The sequence below is a fragment of the Streptomyces sp. URMC 129 genome, assembly GCF_051386415.1.
Taxonomy (GTDB): domain Bacteria; phylum Actinomycetota; class Actinomycetes; order Streptomycetales; family Streptomycetaceae; genus Streptomyces.
In genome coordinates this window covers 1-17,516 of record NZ_JBPQTQ010000065.1, presented here as the reverse complement: position 1 = coordinate 17,516, position 17,516 = coordinate 1, and the positions used below count along the sequence as shown (strand labels likewise).

Genomic DNA, 17,516 nt, shown 5'->3' with positions numbered 1-17,516 from the left:
CGGTCCTAGCCGAGCCGGTCGTACGGGTAGAACCCGGTGCCCGTCTTCCGGCCGAGGTGGCCGGCGGCGACCATCCGCAGCAGCAGGGGCGGCGGGGCGTACAGCGGCTCCTTGTGCTCCGCGTACATCGACTCCGCGATCGACGCGACCGTGTCGAGGCCGATCAGGTCGGCCAGCTTCAGCGGGCCCAGGGGGTGGGCGCAGCCCAGCTCCATGCCGTTGTCGATGTCGTCGCGGCTCGCCGCGCCCGACTCGACCATGCGGATCGCCGCCAGGAGGTAGGGCACCAGCAGGGCGTTGACGACGAAGCCCGAACGGTCCCGGGCGCGGATGGCCTGCTTGCCCAGCACCCGCGTGACCAGCGACTCGGCCCGCCGCACGGTCTCCTCGGCGGTGGTCAGCGCCGGGACCAGCTCGACCAGGCGCTGCACCGGGGCCGGGTTGAAGAAGTGGACGCCCAGCACCTGGGAGGGGCGGGAGGTGGTCACGGCCAGGTTCACCAGCGGGATGGCCGAGGTGTTGGAGGCCAGGATGGCGTCGGGGCGGGTGACGACCCGGTCGAGGATCTGGAAGATCTCGCCCTTCACCCGCTCGTTCTCGATCACGGCCTCGATCACCAGATCGCGGTCGGCGAACTCGCCCAGGTCCGTGGTGAAGGTGATCCGGCCCAGGGCGGCGTCCCGCTCGGCCTCGGTGATCTTGCCGCGCCCGGCGGCCCTGCCGAGCGAGCCGGCCAGCCGGGTGCGGCCCAGCTCCAGGGCCTCGCCCGTGATCTCGGCCACCCGCACGTCCAGCCCGGCCCGCGCGCACACCTCGGCGATGCCGGAGCCCATCTGGCCGCAGCCGACGACCCCGACGCGTTCGATATCGGTCACACCCTGCACTTCGGCCCTCGATCCTTCGACCTCTGACTGATCGATCATTCGCCCTGTCGACGGTACCCCTGCCGCGGTGGTGCCGGGGCGCGCGGGGGCTCCGGTGCGGGACGCCTCGGGTCGGTGGGTTGTGTGGGGCGATGGTGTTGACTGGCCGGTATTCCCGCCGCACGGCGTGTCACGGAAGCGTCACGGCCAGGACTTCGTCACGCTGTGCCGGGCATGTGTGACGTAGAGAGATGACAGGGGGTCACCATGGGACGGATCAGCCGCAGGGGTCTGGCCGTCGCCGCCGTGGGTACGCTGGCCGGCGCGCTGACGCTCACCCAGGCGTCGGCGTCCGGGCCGCGACGCGGGCGGCCGGTGCCGGTGGGCGTGTCGGAGACGCGCGGGATGTGGATCGCCACCGTCGCGAACATCGACTGGCCGGACAAGACGGGCCTGTCCGCCGACGAGGGCCGGGCCGGGCTGGCCGCGCTGCTGGACGCGGCGGTCGAGCGGAGGCTGACGACCGTCTACTTCCAGGTGCGGCCGACCGCCGACGCGATGTGGCCGTCGCCGTACGAGCCGTGGTCCGAGTGGCTCACCGGCGAACAGGGGCGCGACCCCGGCTGGGACCCGCTGGACTTCGCGGTCACCGAGGCCCACGCACGCGGCCTGGCACTGCACGCCTGGTTCAACCCGTACCGCGTCGCCACGCACGACGACCCGGACCGGCTGACCGCGGACCACCCGGCGCGGCGGAACCCGGAGTGGGTGGTGCCCTACGGCGGGCGGCTGTACTACAACCCGGGCATCCCCGACGTGCGGGCGTTCGTCCAGGACGCGATGGCGCACGCGGTGGAGTCGTACGACATCGACGGCGTGCACTGGGACGACTACTTCTACCCGTATCCGGTGGCGGGCGAGGAGTTCGACGACGACGACGCCTTCGCGGAGTACGGCGGGGACTTCGACGACCGCGGCGACTGGCGGCGGCACAACATCGACCTGCTCGTGCAGGAGATGCGGGACCGGGTGCGGACGGCGAAGCCGGGGCTCCCGTTCGGTGTGAGCCCGTTCGCCGTCTGGCGCAACAAGGCGACGGACTCGCGCGGCTCCGACACCAACGCCGGGATCCAGACCTACGACGACCTGTACGCGGACGTGCGCACCTGGGTCACGGAGGGCTGGCTGGACTACGTGATCCCGCAGGCGTACTGGCACATCGGGAACGAGGCGGCCGACTACGAGAAGGTGATCGCGTGGTGGGCGGACGTCGCCGACGGCACCGGCGTCGACCTGTACATCGGCGAGGCCCTCTACAAGGCGGGCGACCCGGCGCAGGACGAGGCGTGGCAGGACCCGGCCGAGCTGTCCCGCCACCTGACGCTGTGCGGCGAGTATCCGCAGATCGGCGGCAACGTCTTCTACTCGGCCAGCCAGGTCGTCTCCGACCCGATCGGCGCGATGTCGCGGGTCGTCGAGGACCACTACGCCACCACGGCGAAGCGGGGCGGCGAACCCCCGGTGCCGCCCGGACGCCCCGGAGCGCCGGAGTCACGCGGGCACCGGGAGGCCACCTCCTGAATCGTCGCCCGTCCGGGCCGGGCCTGTCCGCGGGCGGAGAAGCCCGGGCCCCGGCGGTGCCGTGGGGCCTGGGTGCCGTCGTGGGTGGCCCCCTGGGTGGTTCCGGGGGGCCGGTGGCTCAGCGGCGGCGCTTTCCGGCCGGAGTGACCGTGGAGTCGGGGCCGGGGGAGACCACGCTCTCGTGGCCGTCCTCGGAGCGCACCCGGTAGGGCGGCTCGCCGTTCGGGCCGAGCACTTCCACGATCTCGGTCACACGGTCGGGCTGTCCCACGGTCCTGCCGTGGGTCACGACCCGGTCGCCGGTCTTGGCTCGCATCAGGAGTGCCTCCTGTCGCCTCGTGCGGTGCTGTACGTCACCCCTCTTCCCAGAGTACGGCCGCCCGTGACGCCCCGCTTCGTGTGCATGCGGTGTGGAAGGTGTCCCATGGGCTCTTTACGCCGCGGTGGTGGTGTTGCTATTCGCATGCTCGTACGATCGCGCCATGCTGGTCACGCTCATCGCCGCAGCCCGCGGCACATCGGTTCTCGATGCGCGTTTCGGTGATGACCGGCCCCTGGACGTCGCGGGCTGGCAGGCGCTGGAGCGGGCGGTCCCGGTGCTGATGCCGCTGGCCGCCGCGGAGCTGCGCTACTGCTCGCCGACGCTGTCCAGCCGGCAGACGGGCGACGCCCTGGGGCTCCAGCCGCTGGCCCAGCTGGCGCTGCGCGAGTGCGACATGGGGCGCTGGCAGGGCATGACCCTGCGGGAGGTCGCCTTCCGCGAGCCCGGGGCCGTGGACGCCTGGTTCGCGGATCCCCGGTCGGCGCCGCACGGCGGGGAGCCGCTGCTGGCGTTCGTCTCCCGCATCGGTGCCTGGCTGGACACCCGGCCCCTGGAGGGCGACGGCCGGATCGTCGCCGTCACCGAGTCCTCGGTGATCCGCGCGGCCATGCTCTACGCGCTCAAGGCGCCCCCGCAGTCGTTCTGGCGCACCGAGGTGCACCCGCTGTCCGTGGTCAGTCTGAGCGGCTGCCGGGGGCGGTGGAGCCTGTGCCTCGGATGAGATCAACGCGCGTCAACGAGCCGTCAGGCCGGGCAACGGTGCGGGGCCCGGCGGCGGTTGGCATGCTTGGCCCATGACGACGAGGACCGGACAGGACGAAGCGATCGTGGTGGGGGCCGGTCCGAACGGGCTGGCCGCCGCCGTCACCCTCGCCGGGCACGGCCTGCGGGTGACCGTGCTGGAGGCGGCCGACGAGATCGGCGGCGGCACCCGCAGCGGTGAACTGAGCGTGCCGGGCGTGCTGTTTGACCACTGCTCCTCGACGCACATCATGGGCGCCGGCTCGCCGTTCTTCCGGTCGCTGGACCTGAAGCGGTACGGGCTGGAGTGGGCCTGGCCGGAGGTGGACCTGGCGCACCCGCTGGACGAGGGCGGCGGCGCCGGGGCGCTGTACCGGTCGGTCGAGGAGACAGCGGCCGGGCTGGGCGCGGACGGCCCGGCCTGGCGGCGGCTGTTCGGGCCGCTGGCCGCCGACGCCGAGGCGCTGACGGACGAGGTGATGCGTCCGATGCTGAAGGTACCCCGGCATCCGCTCCGCCTCGCCCGCTTCGGTCTGCGCGCCCTCCAGCCGGCGTCCCTGGTCGCCCGCCGCTTCCGCACCGCGCGGGCGCGGGCGCTGTTCGGCGGCGTGGCGGCGCACCTGTTCGGCCCGCTGGACCAGCCGGTCGGCGCCTCGGTCGGGCTGATGATCATCGCCGCCGGGCACCGGTTCGGGTGGCCCGTCGCCCGGGGCGGCTCCCGGGCCATCGCGGACGCGCTGGCCGCGATGCTCACCGAGGCGGGCGGCCGGATCGAGACCGGCGTCCGGGTCCGTTCCCTGGACGAACTGCCCCCGGCCGCGGCCGTGCTGCTCGACCTCGCCCCGGCCGCCGCCGCCGGGGTGATCGGCGACCGGCTGCCGCCGCGCGTCCGCCGCGCCTACACCCGCTTCCGGCACGGCCCCGGCGCGTTCAAACTCGACCTCGCGGTCGAGGGCGGCGTGCCCTGGCGCGACGAGGCGTGCCGCCGCGCGGGCACCCTGCACCTCGGCGGGACGTTCGAGCAGATCGCGCACGCCGAGGCGGAGATGAGCCGGGGCCGGATGCCGGAGCGGCCGTTCATGCTGATCTCCCAGCAGTACCTGGCCGACCCCGGCCGCTCCGCGGGGGACGTCCACCCCGTCTCGGCGTACGCGCACGTGCCGCACGGCTGGACGGGCGACGCGACGGAGGCGATGCTCGCCCAGTTCGAACGGTTCGCGCCCGGCACCCGCGAGCGGATCGTCGCGGCCGACACCATGTCGACCGCCGAGCTGGAGCGTGCCAACGCGAACTGCGTCGGCGGCGACATCGTCGGGGGCGCCAACACCGCCGCGCAGCTCACCCTGCGCCCGCGCGCCGCCCTCGACCCGTACCGCACGGGCGTCCCGGGCGTGTACCTGTGCTCGGCCGCCACCCCGCCCGGTGCGGGCGCGCACGGCATGAGCGGCCACAACGCGGCCCTCTCCGCGCTGCGCGCCCTCGGCATACGCCGCTGACCGCGCGCTGACCGTGCGCCCCGGGACGCGCCGGATACGTATACGCTCACTGTGACCGAGAGTTTTAGTCGGCGGATCGTGTGGTGCTGGGCTGAGCTGGGCCCCTGGCCGAGCCTGTTCGCACTACTCGACACCCGAAGGGTCTCTGCTGCCACCAGCGCCTGGTTTCGCGTGGGGGCGGATCTCAATTCTTGACGGCCTCCGCGACCTGCAGGGCGGCCTGGGCGGGCGTGAGGTGTGTGGTGTCAACGACCTCGGCCTCGCGGTGCAGCCACGTGCGGGCCGCCTCGGCGTAGGGCTCAAGGTACTTGAGGCGGAACGGGGAGTCAGGGCCAAGGACGGTGTCGCCCGCGATGCGCCCGCGGAGGGTGTCCTGGTCGGCATGGAGGACGAAGTGCCGAACCGGGATCGCATGCTGGGCGAGGCCCGAGCTGATCTCGCGCCAGTAGTCCTCAACCAGGATGGTCATGGGCATGATCAGAATGCCGCCGGTGTAGTCGAGTACGCGACGGGCGGTCTCGACTACGAGCGGCCGCCACGGCGGCCAGTCCTGGAAGTTGCCCGTCCAGGGCAGCCTCGGCGTGATGTCCATGAGCGTCTCGCCGACCTTCTCGGCGTCGAACACCCGCGAATCCGGGATCAGCTGCTGCACGAGTGCACTGGTCGTCGTCTTGCCTGAGCCGTGGGTGCCGTTGAGCCATACGATCACGAGATCCAACGGTAGCGCCGTGCGGGCCGCGGGAACGGGCACGGTAGAGCTCCGGAACGACTTCGGCGTTTCTCGGGGTGGTGCCAACCACCAAGATCAGGTGTCACTCGTTTCGCAAGGCCGCACACGCGGCGTGACGGGACCGAGATCCGCCGACCAGCGTTCTCGTCCGCCCACCAAAACTCTCGGTCGCGCTCACGCCCTGACCGGGCGGGGGACCGATTGCATAAAGCTGCCGTGCTACGTATAGTCATGCCATCACGCTTGAGGAGGCGATGGCGGTGCGCGCTGCGGTGGCGGGAGCCAGTGGCTATGCGGGAGGGGAGATCCTGCGGCTGCTGCTCCAGCATCCCCGGATAGAGATCGGCGCCCTCACGGGCAACGCGAACGCGGGCGAGCGCCTCGGCGCCCTCCAGCCCCAGCTCCTCCCGCTGGCCGACCGGGTGCTGGAGCCGACCACGCCCGAGGTGCTGGCCGGCCACGACGTCGTCTTCCTCGCCCTCCCGCACGGGCACTCCGCCGCCGTCGCGGAGAAGCTCGGCGACAGCGCGCTGGTCGTCGACTGCGGCGCCGACTTCCGGCTGCGGGACGCGGCGGACTGGGAGCGGTTCTACGGCTCCCCGCACGCGGGCGCCTGGCCCTACGGCCTTCCCGAGCTGCCCGGGGCCCGGGACGCCCTCAAGGGCTCCACCCGCGTCGCGGTGCCCGGGTGCTACCCCACCGCCGTCAGCTTGGCCCTCTTCCCCGCCTACGCCGCGCGCCTGATCGAGCCGGAGGCCGTGATCGTGGCCGCCTCCGGCACCTCGGGCGCCGGCCGGTCGCTCAAGCCGCACCTGCTGGGCAGCGAGGTCATGGGTGCCATGAGCCCGTACGGCGTCGGCGGCACGCACCGGCACACCCCCGAGATGATCCAGAACCTGTCGGCCGTCGCAGGCGAGCGCGTGACCGTCTCGTTCACCCCGACCCTCGCCCCCATGGCCCGGGGCATCCTGGCCACCTGCACCGCCCGGGTCCGGCCCGGCGTGACCGGGGCCGCGCTGCGCGAGGCGTACGCCGGGGCGCTGGCCGCCGAGCCGTTCGTCCGGCTGCTCCCGGAGGGCCAGTGGCCCACCACCGCCGCCGTGACCGGCTCCAACGCGGCCCTGATCCAGGTCGCGCTGGACGAGGCGGCCGGCCGTCTCGTCGCCATCAGCGCCATCGACAACCTCACCAAGGGCACCGCGGGCGGCGCGGTGCAGAGCATGAACATCGCCCTCGGCCTCCCGGAGGACGCGGGACTGACGACGATCGGAGTGGCTCCATGAGCGTCACCGCAGCACGGGGATTCACCGCGGCCGGTATCGCCGCCGGGATCAAGGACAGCGGCGGGCCCGACCTCGCGCTCGTCGTCAACCGGGGACCGCGCGCCGCCGCCGCCGGGGTCTTCACCAGCAACCGCGTCAAGGCCGCCCCCGTCGTCTGGTCCGAGCAGGTCCTCAGCGGCGGCCGGGTCACGGCCGTCGTCCTCAACTCCGGCGGCGCCAACGCCTGCACCGGCCCGCTCGGCTTCCAGGACACCCACGCCACCGCCGAGAAGGCCGCCGAGGTCCTCGGCACCAGCGCCGCCGAGGTGGCCGTCGCCTCCACCGGCCTCATCGGCATCCGGCTGCCGATGGACAAGCTGCTGCCGGGCATCGAGACGGCCGCCGGGGCGCTCTCCCCGGACGGCGGCGAGCAGGCCGCCATCGCCATCAAGACCACCGACACCGTCCACAAGACCGCCGTCGCCCAGGGCACCGGCTGGGTCGTGGGCGGCATGGCCAAGGGCGCGGGCATGCTCGCGCCCGGCCTGGCCACCATGCTCGTCGTCCTCACCACCGACGCCGACCTCGACGCCCCCGCCCTCGACCGGGCGCTGCGGGCCGCCACCCGGACCACGTTCGACCGGATCGACTCCGACGGCTGCATGTCCACCAACGACACGGTGCTGCTGCTGGCCTCCGGCGCCTCCGGCACCGTCCCCGGCGAGGCGGAGTTCGCCGAGGCGGTCCGCGCGGTCTGCGACGACCTGGCCCGGCAGCTCATCAAGGACGCCGAGGGCGCCTCCAAGGACATCCGCATCGAGGTCGTGGGCGCCGCCACCGAGGCCGACGCCGTCGAGGTGGGCCGCTCCATCGCCCGCAACAACCTCCTCAAGTGCGCCATCCACGGCGAGGACCCCAACTGGGGCCGGGTGCTCGCCGCCATCGGCACCACCGCCGCCGCCTTCGAGCCCGACCGGCTCAACGTCGCGATCAACGGCGTCTGGGTCTGCAAGAACGGCTCCGTCGGCGAGGACCGCGACCTGGTGGACATGCGGTACCGCGAGGTCGTCATCACCGCCGACCTGGCCGCGGGCGGCGAGTCCGCCGTGGTGTGGACGAACGACCTCACCGCCGACTACGTCCACGAGAACAGCGCCTACTCCTCCTGACGAGCCATCCGACGAATCCCAGCGAAAGCCGGTCATGACGGACAACCACGCATCAGGACCCGTGCCCACCGCCCGCAAGCACACCGCCCTGCCCAAGGCGCGCATCCTCATCGAGGCGCTGCCCTGGCTGACCCGCCACCACGGGAAGACCGTGGTCATCAAGTTCGGCGGGAACGCCATGGTGGACGACGCGCTGAAGGCCGCCTTCGCCCAGGACGTCGTCTTCCTCCGCCACGCCGGACTCCGCCCGGTGGTGGTGCACGGCGGCGGCCCGCAGATCAACGCCCAGCTCGAACGCCTCGGCCTCACCTCGGAGTTCAAGGCGGGCCTGCGCGTCACCACCGACGAGACCATGGAGGTGGTCCGGATGGTGCTGGCCGGTCAGGTGCAGCGCGAGCTGGTCGGCCTGCTCAACCGGCACGGTTCGTTCGCCGTGGGCATGACCGGCGAGGACGCCCGTCTGCTCTCGGCGACCAAGCGGTACACCACCGTTGACGGCGAGCGCGTCGACCTCGGCCGCGTCGGCGACATCACCGGCATCGACACCGGCGCCGTGCGGGCCCTGCTGGACGACGGCCGCATCCCGGTCATCTCCTCCATCGCCCGCAGTGCCGACGACGACCACGTCTACAACATCAACGCCGACACCGCCGCCGCCGCGCTGGCCGCCGCCCTGGGCGCCGAGACGCTCATGGTGCTGACCGACGTCGAGGGCCTGTACGCCGACTGGCCCGCCAGCGACGAGGTCATCAGCCGGCTGACGGAGAGCGAGCTGGAGAAGCTGCTGCCGGACCTGGCCAGCGGCATGGTGCCCAAGATGGAGGGCTGCCTGTACGCCGTCCGCAACGGCGTCCGCACCGCGCGCGTCATCGACGGGCGGGTCCCGCACTCCATCCTGCTGGAGATCTTCACCGACGAGGGAATCGGGACGATGGTCGTGCCCGACGCGGCCGGCAAGGGAGAGCCGACATGACCGCCGACACCACCGGCACCACTGGCACCACCGGCCCCGGCGCCCACGGCGCCACCGTGAGCAACGCGTCGCTGACCGCCCGCTGGCAGGGCGCCCTGATGGACAACTACGGCACGCCCCGGGTGCCGCTCACCCATGGCGAGGGCGCCCGGTTGTGGGACGCCGACGGCAAGGAGTACCTGGACTTCGTCGGCGGCATCGCCGTCACCTCCCTGGGCACCGGCCACCCGGCCGTCGTGCGCGCCGTGTCCGACCAGATCGCACTCCTCGGCCACGTCTCGAACCTCTTCGTGGCCGAGCCGCCCGTCGCCCTCGCCGAACGGCTCCTCGCCCTGGCCGGGCGCCCCGGCCGGGTCTACTTCTGCAACTCCGGCGCGGAGGCCGTCGAGGCCGCGTTCAAGATCGGCCGGCTGACCGGCCGCCGCCACATGGTCGCCACCCAGGGCGGCTTCCACGGCCGGACCATGGGCGCCCTCGCCCTGACCGGGCAGCCGAAGAAGCACGAGGGCTTCCTGCCGCTGCCCGGCGACGTCACCCACGTCCCGTACGGCGACGCCGAGGCACTGAGCGCCGCCGTCACCACCGACACCGCCCTGGTGATCGTGGAGCCCATCCAGGGCGAGAACGGGGTCGTCGTCCCGCCCGAGGGCTATCTCGCCGCCGCCCGGGAGATCACCCGCGCCACCGGCACGCTGCTCGTCCTGGACGAGGTGCAGACCGGCATCGGCCGGACGGGCCACTGGTTCGCCGGGCAGGCGCAGGGCGTCGAGGCCGACATCGTGACCCTCGCCAAGGGACTGGGGGCCGGACTCCCCATCGGCGCGACCATGGCGTTCGGCGAGGCTGCCCACCTGCTCACCCCGGGCGCCCACGGGTCCACCTTCGGCGGCAACCCCGTCGCCTGCGCCGCCGCGCTCGCCGTCCTGGACACCATCCAGTCCGAGGACCTGCTCCAGCGGGTCAAGGACGCGGGCGAGCGGCTGCGCGACGGCATCTGGAACCTGGGCCACCCGCTGGTCGACCGGGTCAGGGGCGCCGGACTGCTCCTCGGTATCGTGCTCACCGAGCCCCTGGCCCCGCAGGTGCAGCAGGCGGCTCAGGACGCCGGCCTCCTGGTGAACGCCGTCGCACCCGACGTGGTGCGGCTGGCCCCGCCACTGATCGTGGGCGACGGGGAAGTGGACGCCTTCCTCGCTGCTCTCCCCGGCGTTCTCGACACCGTGGACACGTCCGCCGGAGAACGATGACCACCGGGGAGAAAGCATGACCGACGAGCGGCACCCGGCCGGGCACGGCCCGGCCGTGCCCCAGACGCGGACGGCCCGGCACCGCCGGATCGTCGAGATCCTCAACAGACAGCCGGTGCGGTCCCAGAGCCAGCTCGCCAAGCTGCTCGCCGACGACGGGCTGAACGTCACGCAGGCCACGCTGAGCCGCGACCTCGACGAGCTGGGGGCGGTGAAGATCCGCAACACCGGGGGAGAGCTGATCTACGCCGTCCCCAGCGAGGGCGGCTTCCGCACCCCCAGGGTGCCGCTGGGGGAGTCCGCCAAGGAGGAGCGGATGGCCCGGCTGGCGGGGGAGCTGCTGATCTCGGCGGAGGCGTCCGCGAATCTGGTCGTGCTGCGCACCCCGCCGGGGGCCGCCCAGTTCCTCGCCTCGGCCATCGACCAGGCCGAGGTCCACGACATCCTGGGCACCATCGCCGGGGACGACACCCTGCTGCTGATCAGCCGGGACCCGACGGGGGGTCAGTCGCTGGCGGACCATCTGCTGCGGCTGGCGCAGAAGGAGAAGGAACAGCCGGAGGGCCACGAGGACTGACCCGCGGTGGCGGTGCCGGGCGCGGAGAAAGTGGCGCGGCGGGGCGAGCCGCCGCGTCTCCCGTGCCACCGGACCCACGCGCGGCGAGCGCCACGGGCCACGCCGCCACCCGCCACCCGTTCCCCGGACGCGGAGACGCCGGAGCCGACGCGAACCAGGTCTCCTCCGTCATGTGACGCGCCGTCGATCAGCCGCGCCTCCCGGGCGCCCGCGCGCCGCGCCACCCCGACCGGCCGCGTGGAGGCGGAGGAGCTGGCCGAGCCCACCACCGGCGGCGGCAGCCATCCGTGCCACCTGTGCCCCGGCCAGGATCCGGCCGGGGGCGTGCCCGGGGGTGCCGGTCACCTCCTCGTGCCCGGCGTGGCCGGTGAGCACGATCTCGTGGCCCGCGAGTGCGACGTTCCGTCTCCCGGCGCGCCTCCGCGTGCCCGGTCGGCGGGGGCCGTGGGCCGACAGCACCGCGACCGAGCCCCTGGGCACGTCGTCCGGTTCCGCCGCGCGAGCCCGGCCACCACGGGGTGTGGTGCGCGATCCGGCGGCGGCGTACGGGGACCGGGGGCCGCGGCGTTCCCGTCTCCGCCTCACGGTCCCGGCCGCGCGCTCGACCCCGGCGCGGAGGCCGCGCCCCCGGATCCCTCAGCGGTCCCGCCGTGCCGCGAGGCGGGCGAGCGCGGCCAGCGTTCCGGCGGCCCGGTCCGTCACGTCCGCCGCGCGCAGCGCGCCCAGGGCCAGCCGCAACTGCTCGCGGGCCGTCTCCTCCGCCCAGGCCCGGCCGCCCGCCTCCTCCACCAGCGCGGCCAGCCGGGCGGGCCCGGACGGATCCGGCGGCGCCGCGCCCTGCCGGTCCTCTCCGGCGTACGCCTCGGCCAGCCTGCGTCCGGCCTCGGTGCCGGAGTCCAGCGCGGCGACCACCGGCAGGGACTTCTTGCGGGCCGTCAGGTCGGCCCCGGCCGGTTTGCCGGTGACCGCCGGGTCGCCCCATATGCCCAGCAGGTCGTCCGCGAGCTGGAAGGCGATGCCGAGGTGGTTGCCGAAGCGCCGCAGCGCCTCGGTCCGCTCCGGGGAGCCACCGCCCCACAGGGCGCCCAGCGCGCACGAACAGGCCAGCAGCGCGGCCGTCTTGCGTTCCGTCATGGCCAGGCACTCGGCGAGCGTGACGTGGGTCCGCTCCTCGAAGCTGAGGTCGGCGTACTCGCCCTCGATGAGCTGGGTGGCGGCCTCGCTCAGCCAGCGGGCGCCGGTGACCGTGGCGGCCGGCGCGGGCTCCTCGGTCAGCACCCGGGCCGCGTGGATGAGCAGCGCGTCGCCCGCGAGCAGTGCGCTGGAGGAGCCGAACACCGTCCAGGCCGTGGGCCGGTGACGGCGCGTCGCGTCGCCGTCGAGGATGTCGTCGTGCAGCAGCGAGAAGTTGTGCACCAGTTCCACGGCGACGGCCGGGCGGAGCGCGGCCTCGGCCGGGGCGCCGACCGCCTCGGCGCAGGCGAAGACGAGCGCGGGGCGCAGGGCCTTGCCCGCGGGCGCGGTCTCCGGCCGGCCGGCGGCGTCGGTCCAGCCGAAGTGGTACGAGGCGACGCGCGCGATCGGCGCGGGCAGCCGCCGCACCCAGTCGCGCAGCGCCGGGTCCAGCAGGGCGCGGGCGCGGCGCAGGGCGTCCCGCGCGGTGCGCTGCTCGTCGGTCGTCTGGGGGAGGGTCGTCATGCGTCCACCCCCGGTCCGCCGGGCCGGGCGACGGCGGTCACCGCCGCGGTCGCGCCCGTGGTCGTCGGATCGGTGCTCGTCGGGCCTGTGGTCGTGGTGGCGGGGGCGGGCTTCGGCGGGTCGCTGAGCATGCGCACAGCTTGGCCGCCCCGCCCGGGTACTGGAACGGCGTGATCAGGGTCCGCCGCGCGCCCGCCCGCACCTCCATGCGCGGTGGATGATCCGGACACCGTGATTGACCAGGAGTTCCCTTCTGGCCAAAGGAGCGGCGGCGCGGGGCCCGGGACCCTCCTAATCACCCGTGTGGGTGACTCTCCGGTGACGTGCGCCCCCCGTCGCGAACAGGGTCCGCGGCGTCCCCTCGTATGTCAGGCCCAGCCGCTTCGCCACCGCGACGTCCGCCCGCGCGTCTCGCGCACCCGGTCGGTGAACGCGGTCGGCTCCGCCGCCCGCCAGGGCCGCGAGTCCCCCGGCTCGGTGCTGTCGCCGAGGGGGATGCCGGGCCCGGAGCCTCCGCTCGTGTGCTGCCCCGCCAGGGGCGACGATCACCTCATGCGGCGGGGAACGCGGTGGCGAAGGCGTGTCTGGCCGGGGACGGGTCGTGGCGGTCGAACACCGCGAAGACGATCCGGTCGAAGTGCCGGGCGAACCGTCCGGAGCCCGTCAGCAGCGTGTGGAACGCCCCGGCCACCACGGCCGGGTCGTTCCGGAAGACGCCGCAGCCCCACGCGCCCAGGACCAGCCGCCGGTAGCCGGTGACGGCGGCCACCTCCAGCACCCGCTCCGCGCGGGCCCGCACCGCCGCCGGGATCCCGGCCGCGCGCTCGGGCGTCCGCTCGGCGACGACCCCGGCGTTGGGTGCGGCCGAGGTGAGGAACCCGGCCTCGTACGGCTCGTCGAGCAGCACGCCCCGGTCGTCGCGGAAGACCGGCACGCCGGGGGAGTGGATCACGCGGTCGCTGTAGAACGGGTCGCCCGCCGCCCGGTGGGCCGCGTAGAACTCCGGTACCCGCAGCAGGCAGGTGTAGAGGGCGGAGGCCCGGCACAGGTCCTCCTCCTGCGCCTTGGCCCCCTTGAGGTACCCGCCGCCCGGGTTGCGGGCGGAGGCGAAGTTCAGCACGGCCACCGGCCCGCCGTCCGTCCCGGCCAGCCGGCGCGCCGCCGCCAGGCTGGTCTCCCCGGTCACCTCGAACGCCGTCCGCGCGCCCGACGCCCCCGACGCCCCCGGCGCCCCCGGCACGCGAGGCACCGGTTCCGGCCCGAACAGCGCGCTCCCGGCCGCGGCGCGCGCCACGGCCGCGCCGATCTCCACCCGGCCGCCGCCGGGCGCGGTGTACCACCCGGCGGCGACGATCCGCTCGTTCTCCGCGGCGGCCTCCCGCAGCCCCGGCCGCTCCCAGACACTCCGCACGCCGGTCACGCCCCGGGCGGCGCTGTCGGCGCTGTCGGCGCGGGCGGTGTCGGCGGCAGCGGCAGGGGCAGCGCCGGGAGGCCGTCGATGCTGGTCCCGTTGTGCGTGCGGGCGCGGAAATAGGCGTCCAGCGTCTCGTCCGTCTCGCGCGCGAAGCGCGAGGCGTGCAGCGGGCGGTCGCCCTCGTAGCTCAGATACGGCACGGCGAACCCGCAGGAGTCGCGGATGTGCTCGGCGGTCACCACGATGATCGCCCGCAGCCCGTGGTCGGCCGGGTCGATCGCGGGGAAGTGCGCCAGCAGCCCGTGCCAGCGCGGGTCGTCGCGGAAGACGGGCTCGCCGCGCCCGTGCACGCGCACGATCGCCGGCGGTCCGGAGAACGCGCACCACATGAGCGTGATGCGGCCGTTCTCCCGCAGGTGCGCGATGGTCTCGGCGTGGCTTCCCGCGAAGTCGAGATAGGCGACGGTGCGGTCGTCCAGCACCGCGAGGGAGCCGGTGAGGCCCTTGGGGGAGAGGTTCACGGTGCCGTCGCCCGCGAGCGGGGCGGTGGCGGTGAAGAAGACGCGCTGTTCCTCGATGAACGTCCTGAGCCGGCCGTCTATGCGCTCGTAACTCTTGCCCATGACAAGGAGTATCGCAGCGCCGCGCCCCTGGATTGACGAAACATGCGGAGGGCTGCATACTTATTCCAGTCAGTGCATGCATTCTAAGGAGACACCGTGACCCAGCGCGTCGTACTCGCCTACTCCGGCGGCCTGGACACCTCTGTCTGCATCGGCTGGATCGCCGAGGCGACCGGGGCGGAGGTCGTCGCCGTCGCCGTCGATGTCGGCCAGGGCGGCGAGAGCATGGATGTCATCCGCAAGCGCGCACTGGCCTGCGGCGCGGTCGAGGCCGAGGTCGTCGACGCCAAGGACGAGTTCGCCGACGAGTACTGCCTGCCGGCCATCAAGGCGAACGCCCTCTACATGGACCGGTATCCGCTGGTCTCCGCCCTCTCCCGGCCGGTGATCGTCAAGCACCTGGCCGCCACCGCCCGCAAGCACGGCGCGGACACCGTCGCCCATGGCTGCACCGGCAAGGGCAACGACCAGGTGCGGTTCGAGGCGGGCATCGCCTCCCTCGCCCCCGACCTGAAGTGCATCGCCCCCGTCCGGGACTACGCGATGACCCGCGACAAGGCCATCGCCTTCGCCGAGACCAAGGGCCTGCCGATCGCCACCACCAAGAAGTCGCCGTACTCCATCGACGCCAACGTCTTCGGCCGCGCCGTGGAGACGGGCTTCCTGGAGGACATCTGGAACGCGCCGATCGAGGACCTCTACGAGTACACGCAGAACCCGGCCACCCCCCGCGACCCCGACGAGGTCGTCATCACCTTCCGGCAGGGCGTCCCCGTGGCCATCGACGGCAAGGCCGTCACCATGCTCCAGGCCGTCCAGGAGCTGAACGAGCGGGCCGGCGCCCAGGGCGTGGGCCGCATCGACATGGTCGAGGACCGGCTCGTGGGCATCAAGTCCCGCGAGGTGTACGAGTCGCCCGGCGCCATCGCGCTGATCACCGCCCACCAGGAGCTGGAGAGCGTGACGGTCGAGCGCGAGCTCGCCCGCTACAAGCGGCAGGTCGAGCAGCGCTGGACCGAGCTGGTCTACGACGGCCTGTGGTTCTCCCCGCTCAAGCGGGCCCTGGACGGCTTCGTGAACGAGGCGAACGAGCACGTCAGCGGCGACATCCGGATGACCCTGCACGGCGGCCGGGCGGTCGTCACCGGCCGGCGGTCCGAGCAGTCGCTGTACGACTTCAACCTCGCGACCTACGACACCGGCGACACCTTCGACCAGTCCGCCTCCAAGGGCTTCATCGACATCTTCGCCATGTCCAGCAAGATCGCGGCCCGGCGGGACCTCGCCCAGTGACCCGGGACAGCCAGGACGGCCGGGACGGCCAGGACGTGCGCCTGTGGGGCGGCCGGTTCGCGCACGGACCGGCCGAGGCCCTGGAGAAGCTGAGCGCCTCCGTCCACTTCGACTGGCGGCTGGCCCCGTACGACATCGCCGGGTCCCGCGCCCACGCCCGCGTCCTGCACCGGGCCGGGCTGCTCACCGACGACGAGCTGAGCCGCATGACCGCGGGGCTGGACCGGCTCGCGGCCGACGTCGCGGACGGCTCGTTCACCGGCACCGTCGCCGACGAGGACGTGCACACCGCGCTCGAACGCGGCCTGCTGGAGCGGCTCGGCCCCGAGCTGGGCGGCAAGCTGCGGGCCGGCCGGTCGCGCAACGACCAGGTGGCCACCCTCTTCCGGATGTACCTGCGGGACCACGCGCGGATCATCGCCGGGCTGGTCGCGGACCTCCAGGAGGCGCTGATCGCCCTGGCCGACGCCCACCCGGGCGTCGCCATGCCCGGCCGGACCCACTTCCAGCACGCGCAGCCGGTGCTCTTCGCCCACCACGTCCTGGCCCACGTCCAGGCCCTGGCCCGGGACGCGGAGCGGCTGCGGCAGTGGGACGCGCGCACCGCCGTCTCGCCGTACGGCTCCGGCGCGCTGGCGGGCTCCTCGCTCGGCCTCGACCCGGAGGCGGTGGCGGCGGACCTCGGCTTCGAGGGCGGCTCCGCGGCCAACTCCATCGACGGCACCGCCTCCCGCGACTTCGCCGCCGAGTTCGCCTTCGTCACGGCGATGATCGGCGTGGACGTCTCGCGGATCGCGGAGGAGATCATCATCTGGAACACGAAGGAGTTCTCCTTCGTGACCCTGCACGACTCCTTCTCCACCGGCAGCTCGATCATGCCGCAGAAGAAGAACCCGGACATCGCGGAGCTGGCGCGCGGCAAGTCCGGCCGGCTCATCGGCAACCTGACGGGCCTCATGGCCACCCTCAAGGCCCTGCCGCTCGCCTACAACCGCGACCTCCAGGAGGACAAGGAGCCGGTCTTCGACTCCTGCGACCAACTGGAGGTGCTGCTCCCGGCGTTCACCGGCATGCTCGCCACCCTCACGGTCAATGCCGAGCGGATGGCGGAGCTGGCCCCGGCGGGCTTCTCCCTCGCCACCGACATCGCGGAGTGGCTGGTCAAGCGCGGCGTGCCGTTCCGGGTGGCGCACGAGGTCGCCGGCGAGTGCGTCAAGGTCTGCGAGGCGGAGGGCATCGAGCTGGACCGGCTCACCGACGAGCAGTTCGCGAAGATCTCCCCGCACCTCACGCCCGAGGTGCGCGGTGTGCTCACCGTGGAGGGCTCGCTGGCCGCCCGCGACGCGCGGGGCGGGACCGCGCCCACCGCGGTCGCCGTCCAGCTCGCCGAGGCGAAGGCCGACCTCTCCCGCCAGCGCGCCTGGGTGGCCGGCACCGCGCCCGCCGCACCCTAGTGTCCTGAGTCGGAGATTCGTCGGCAGTAGGTGGCGACCTTGTCGAGGATTTCGTCGGCGGTTTTGGTCCAGA

Annotated in this window: 17 protein-coding genes; 10 read left to right on the top strand and 7 right to left on the bottom strand. The window is 73.6% G+C overall.

Annotated elements, in window-relative coordinates:
- Nucleotides 1-5: 5 nt before the first annotated feature.
- Nucleotides 6-875, bottom strand: coding sequence for a 3-hydroxybutyryl-CoA dehydrogenase (locus ACSNOC_RS15285; RefSeq protein ID WP_436747974.1), 870 nt, complete (start codon nucleotides 873-875; stop codon nucleotides 6-8).
- Nucleotides 876-1,130: 255 nt separating this feature from the next.
- On the opposite strand from ACSNOC_RS15285, the gene ACSNOC_RS15280 reads away from it, so the two are divergent.
- Nucleotides 1,131-2,444: a glycoside hydrolase family 10 protein gene (locus tag ACSNOC_RS15280; protein ID WP_436747973.1), complete on the top strand. Its 1,314-nt coding sequence runs from the start codon at nucleotides 1,131-1,133 to the stop codon at nucleotides 2,442-2,444.
- Nucleotides 2,445-2,562: 118 nt separating this feature from the next.
- Here the strand turns inward: ACSNOC_RS15280 and ACSNOC_RS15275 are convergent, their stop codons facing one another.
- Nucleotides 2,563-2,760, bottom strand: a complete 198-nt coding sequence (locus ACSNOC_RS15275; RefSeq protein WP_436747972.1) for a DUF1918 domain-containing protein — start codon at nucleotides 2,758-2,760, stop codon at nucleotides 2,563-2,565.
- Nucleotides 2,761-2,926: 166 nt separating this feature from the next.
- Here ACSNOC_RS15275 and ACSNOC_RS15270 point away from each other — a divergent pair, with 166 nt between their 5' ends.
- Together ACSNOC_RS15270 and ACSNOC_RS15265 are read left to right on the top strand one after the other, a co-directional pair.
- Entirely contained in the window at nucleotides 2,927-3,487 is a 561-nt protein-coding gene (locus ACSNOC_RS15270) for a histidine phosphatase family protein (protein ID WP_436747971.1), read from the top strand.
- A 73-nt stretch (nucleotides 3,488-3,560) separates the two neighbouring features.
- Nucleotides 3,561-5,003, top strand: a complete 1,443-nt coding sequence (locus tag ACSNOC_RS15265; protein ID WP_436747970.1) for a phytoene desaturase family protein — start codon at nucleotides 3,561-3,563, stop codon at nucleotides 5,001-5,003.
- A gap of 184 nt (nucleotides 5,004-5,187) precedes the next feature.
- On the opposite strand, the gene ACSNOC_RS15260 is transcribed toward ACSNOC_RS15265, so the two are convergent.
- The gene (locus ACSNOC_RS15260; protein WP_436747987.1) at nucleotides 5,188-5,712 is read right to left on the bottom strand and encodes an ATP-binding protein; all 525 of its coding nucleotides are present in this window, start codon (nucleotides 5,710-5,712) and stop codon (nucleotides 5,188-5,190) included.
- Nucleotides 5,713-5,987: 275 nt separating this feature from the next.
- Between ACSNOC_RS15260 and argC the strand changes: the two genes are divergently transcribed.
- From argC to ACSNOC_RS15235, 5 genes are read left to right on the top strand one after another with little or no spacing between them, the layout of a single operon-like run.
- Nucleotides 5,988-7,016 carry an N-acetyl-gamma-glutamyl-phosphate reductase gene (argC, locus tag ACSNOC_RS15255; protein ID WP_436747969.1) on the top strand — a complete coding sequence of 343 codons (1,029 nt, stop codon included), beginning with the start codon at nucleotides 5,988-5,990 and terminating at the stop codon, nucleotides 7,014-7,016.
- Nucleotides 7,013-8,164 (top strand): bifunctional glutamate N-acetyltransferase/amino-acid acetyltransferase ArgJ, encoded by a 1,152-nt coding sequence (gene argJ / locus ACSNOC_RS15250; protein ID WP_436747968.1) that lies wholly within the window; start codon nucleotides 7,013-7,015, stop codon nucleotides 8,162-8,164. Before argC ends, argJ begins: the two co-directional genes overlap by 4 nt.
- A gap of 34 nt (nucleotides 8,165-8,198) precedes the next feature.
- A complete protein-coding gene (gene argB, locus ACSNOC_RS15245; protein WP_436747967.1) occupies nucleotides 8,199-9,137 on the top strand; it encodes an acetylglutamate kinase in 939 nt (312 codons plus the stop codon).
- A complete protein-coding gene (locus ACSNOC_RS15240; RefSeq protein WP_436747966.1) occupies nucleotides 9,134-10,384 on the top strand; it encodes an acetylornithine transaminase in 1,251 nt (416 codons plus the stop codon). Before argB ends, ACSNOC_RS15240 begins: the two co-directional genes overlap by 4 nt.
- Nucleotides 10,385-10,400: 16 nt before the next feature.
- Nucleotides 10,401-10,961, top strand: coding sequence for an arginine repressor (locus ACSNOC_RS15235; protein WP_436747965.1), 561 nt, complete (start codon nucleotides 10,401-10,403; stop codon nucleotides 10,959-10,961).
- A 636-nt stretch (nucleotides 10,962-11,597) separates the two neighbouring features.
- On the opposite strand, the gene ACSNOC_RS15230 is transcribed toward ACSNOC_RS15235, so the two are convergent.
- The 4 genes from ACSNOC_RS15230 to ACSNOC_RS15215 all read right to left on the bottom strand — a co-directional run bounded on the left by ACSNOC_RS15230 (nucleotide 11,598) and on the right by ACSNOC_RS15215 (nucleotide 14,696).
- Nucleotides 11,598-12,659, bottom strand: coding sequence for a polyprenyl synthetase family protein (locus ACSNOC_RS15230; RefSeq protein ID WP_436747964.1), 1,062 nt, complete (start codon nucleotides 12,657-12,659; stop codon nucleotides 11,598-11,600).
- Nucleotides 12,656-12,790, bottom strand: a complete 135-nt coding sequence (locus tag ACSNOC_RS15225) for a hypothetical protein (RefSeq protein ID WP_436747963.1) — start codon at nucleotides 12,788-12,790, stop codon at nucleotides 12,656-12,658. The genes ACSNOC_RS15230 and ACSNOC_RS15225 overlap by 4 nt, the downstream gene beginning before the upstream one ends.
- A 419-nt stretch (nucleotides 12,791-13,209) precedes the next feature.
- Nucleotides 13,210-14,070, bottom strand: coding sequence for a TIGR02452 family protein (locus ACSNOC_RS15220; protein ID WP_436747962.1), 861 nt, complete (start codon nucleotides 14,068-14,070; stop codon nucleotides 13,210-13,212).
- 5 nt (nucleotides 14,071-14,075) lie between these two features.
- Nucleotides 14,076-14,696 (bottom strand): pyridoxamine 5'-phosphate oxidase family protein, encoded by a 621-nt coding sequence (locus ACSNOC_RS15215; RefSeq protein WP_436747961.1) that lies wholly within the window; start codon nucleotides 14,694-14,696, stop codon nucleotides 14,076-14,078.
- A 96-nt stretch (nucleotides 14,697-14,792) separates the two neighbouring features.
- Between ACSNOC_RS15215 and ACSNOC_RS15210 the strand changes: the two genes are divergently transcribed.
- The gene (locus ACSNOC_RS15210; protein ID WP_436747960.1) at nucleotides 14,793-15,989 is read left to right on the top strand and encodes an argininosuccinate synthase; all 1,197 of its coding nucleotides are present in this window, start codon (nucleotides 14,793-14,795) and stop codon (nucleotides 15,987-15,989) included.
- On the top strand, nucleotides 15,986-17,443 hold the full coding sequence (argH, locus tag ACSNOC_RS15205; protein WP_436747959.1) for an argininosuccinate lyase: 1,458 nt from the start codon (nucleotides 15,986-15,988) through the stop codon (nucleotides 17,441-17,443). The genes ACSNOC_RS15210 and argH overlap by 4 nt, the downstream gene beginning before the upstream one ends.
- Nucleotides 17,444-17,516: the final 73 nt, after the last annotated feature.

What these genes read in the sequence shown, in the direction of transcription:
- ACSNOC_RS15280 (WP_436747973.1), top strand. Translation starts at nt 1,131, where the DNA reads ATGGGACGGATCAGCCGCAGGGGTCTGGCCGTCGCCGCCGTGGGTACG.
- ACSNOC_RS15275 (WP_436747972.1), bottom strand. Translation starts at nt 2,760, where the DNA reads ATGCGAGCCAAGACCGGCGACCGGGTCGTGACCCACGGCAGGACCGTG.
- ACSNOC_RS15270 (WP_436747971.1), top strand. Translation starts at nt 2,927, where the DNA reads ATGCTGGTCACGCTCATCGCCGCAGCCCGCGGCACATCGGTTCTCGAT.
- ACSNOC_RS15265 (WP_436747970.1), top strand. Translation starts at nt 3,561, where the DNA reads ATGACGACGAGGACCGGACAGGACGAAGCGATCGTGGTGGGGGCCGGT.
- argC (WP_436747969.1), top strand. Translation starts at nt 5,988, where the DNA reads ATGGCGGTGCGCGCTGCGGTGGCGGGAGCCAGTGGCTATGCGGGAGGG.
- argJ (WP_436747968.1), top strand. Translation starts at nt 7,013, where the DNA reads ATGAGCGTCACCGCAGCACGGGGATTCACCGCGGCCGGTATCGCCGCC.
- argB (WP_436747967.1), top strand. Translation starts at nt 8,199, where the DNA reads ATGACGGACAACCACGCATCAGGACCCGTGCCCACCGCCCGCAAGCAC.
- ACSNOC_RS15240 (WP_436747966.1), top strand. Translation starts at nt 9,134, where the DNA reads ATGACCGCCGACACCACCGGCACCACTGGCACCACCGGCCCCGGCGCC.
- ACSNOC_RS15235 (WP_436747965.1), top strand. Translation starts at nt 10,401, where the DNA reads ATGACCGACGAGCGGCACCCGGCCGGGCACGGCCCGGCCGTGCCCCAG.
- ACSNOC_RS15230 (WP_436747964.1), bottom strand. Translation starts at nt 12,659, where the DNA reads ATGACGACCCTCCCCCAGACGACCGACGAGCAGCGCACCGCGCGGGAC.
- ACSNOC_RS15225 (WP_436747963.1), bottom strand. Translation starts at nt 12,790, where the DNA reads ATGCTCAGCGACCCGCCGAAGCCCGCCCCCGCCACCACGACCACAGGC.
- ACSNOC_RS15215 (WP_436747961.1), bottom strand. Translation starts at nt 14,696, where the DNA reads ATGGGCAAGAGTTACGAGCGCATAGACGGCCGGCTCAGGACGTTCATC.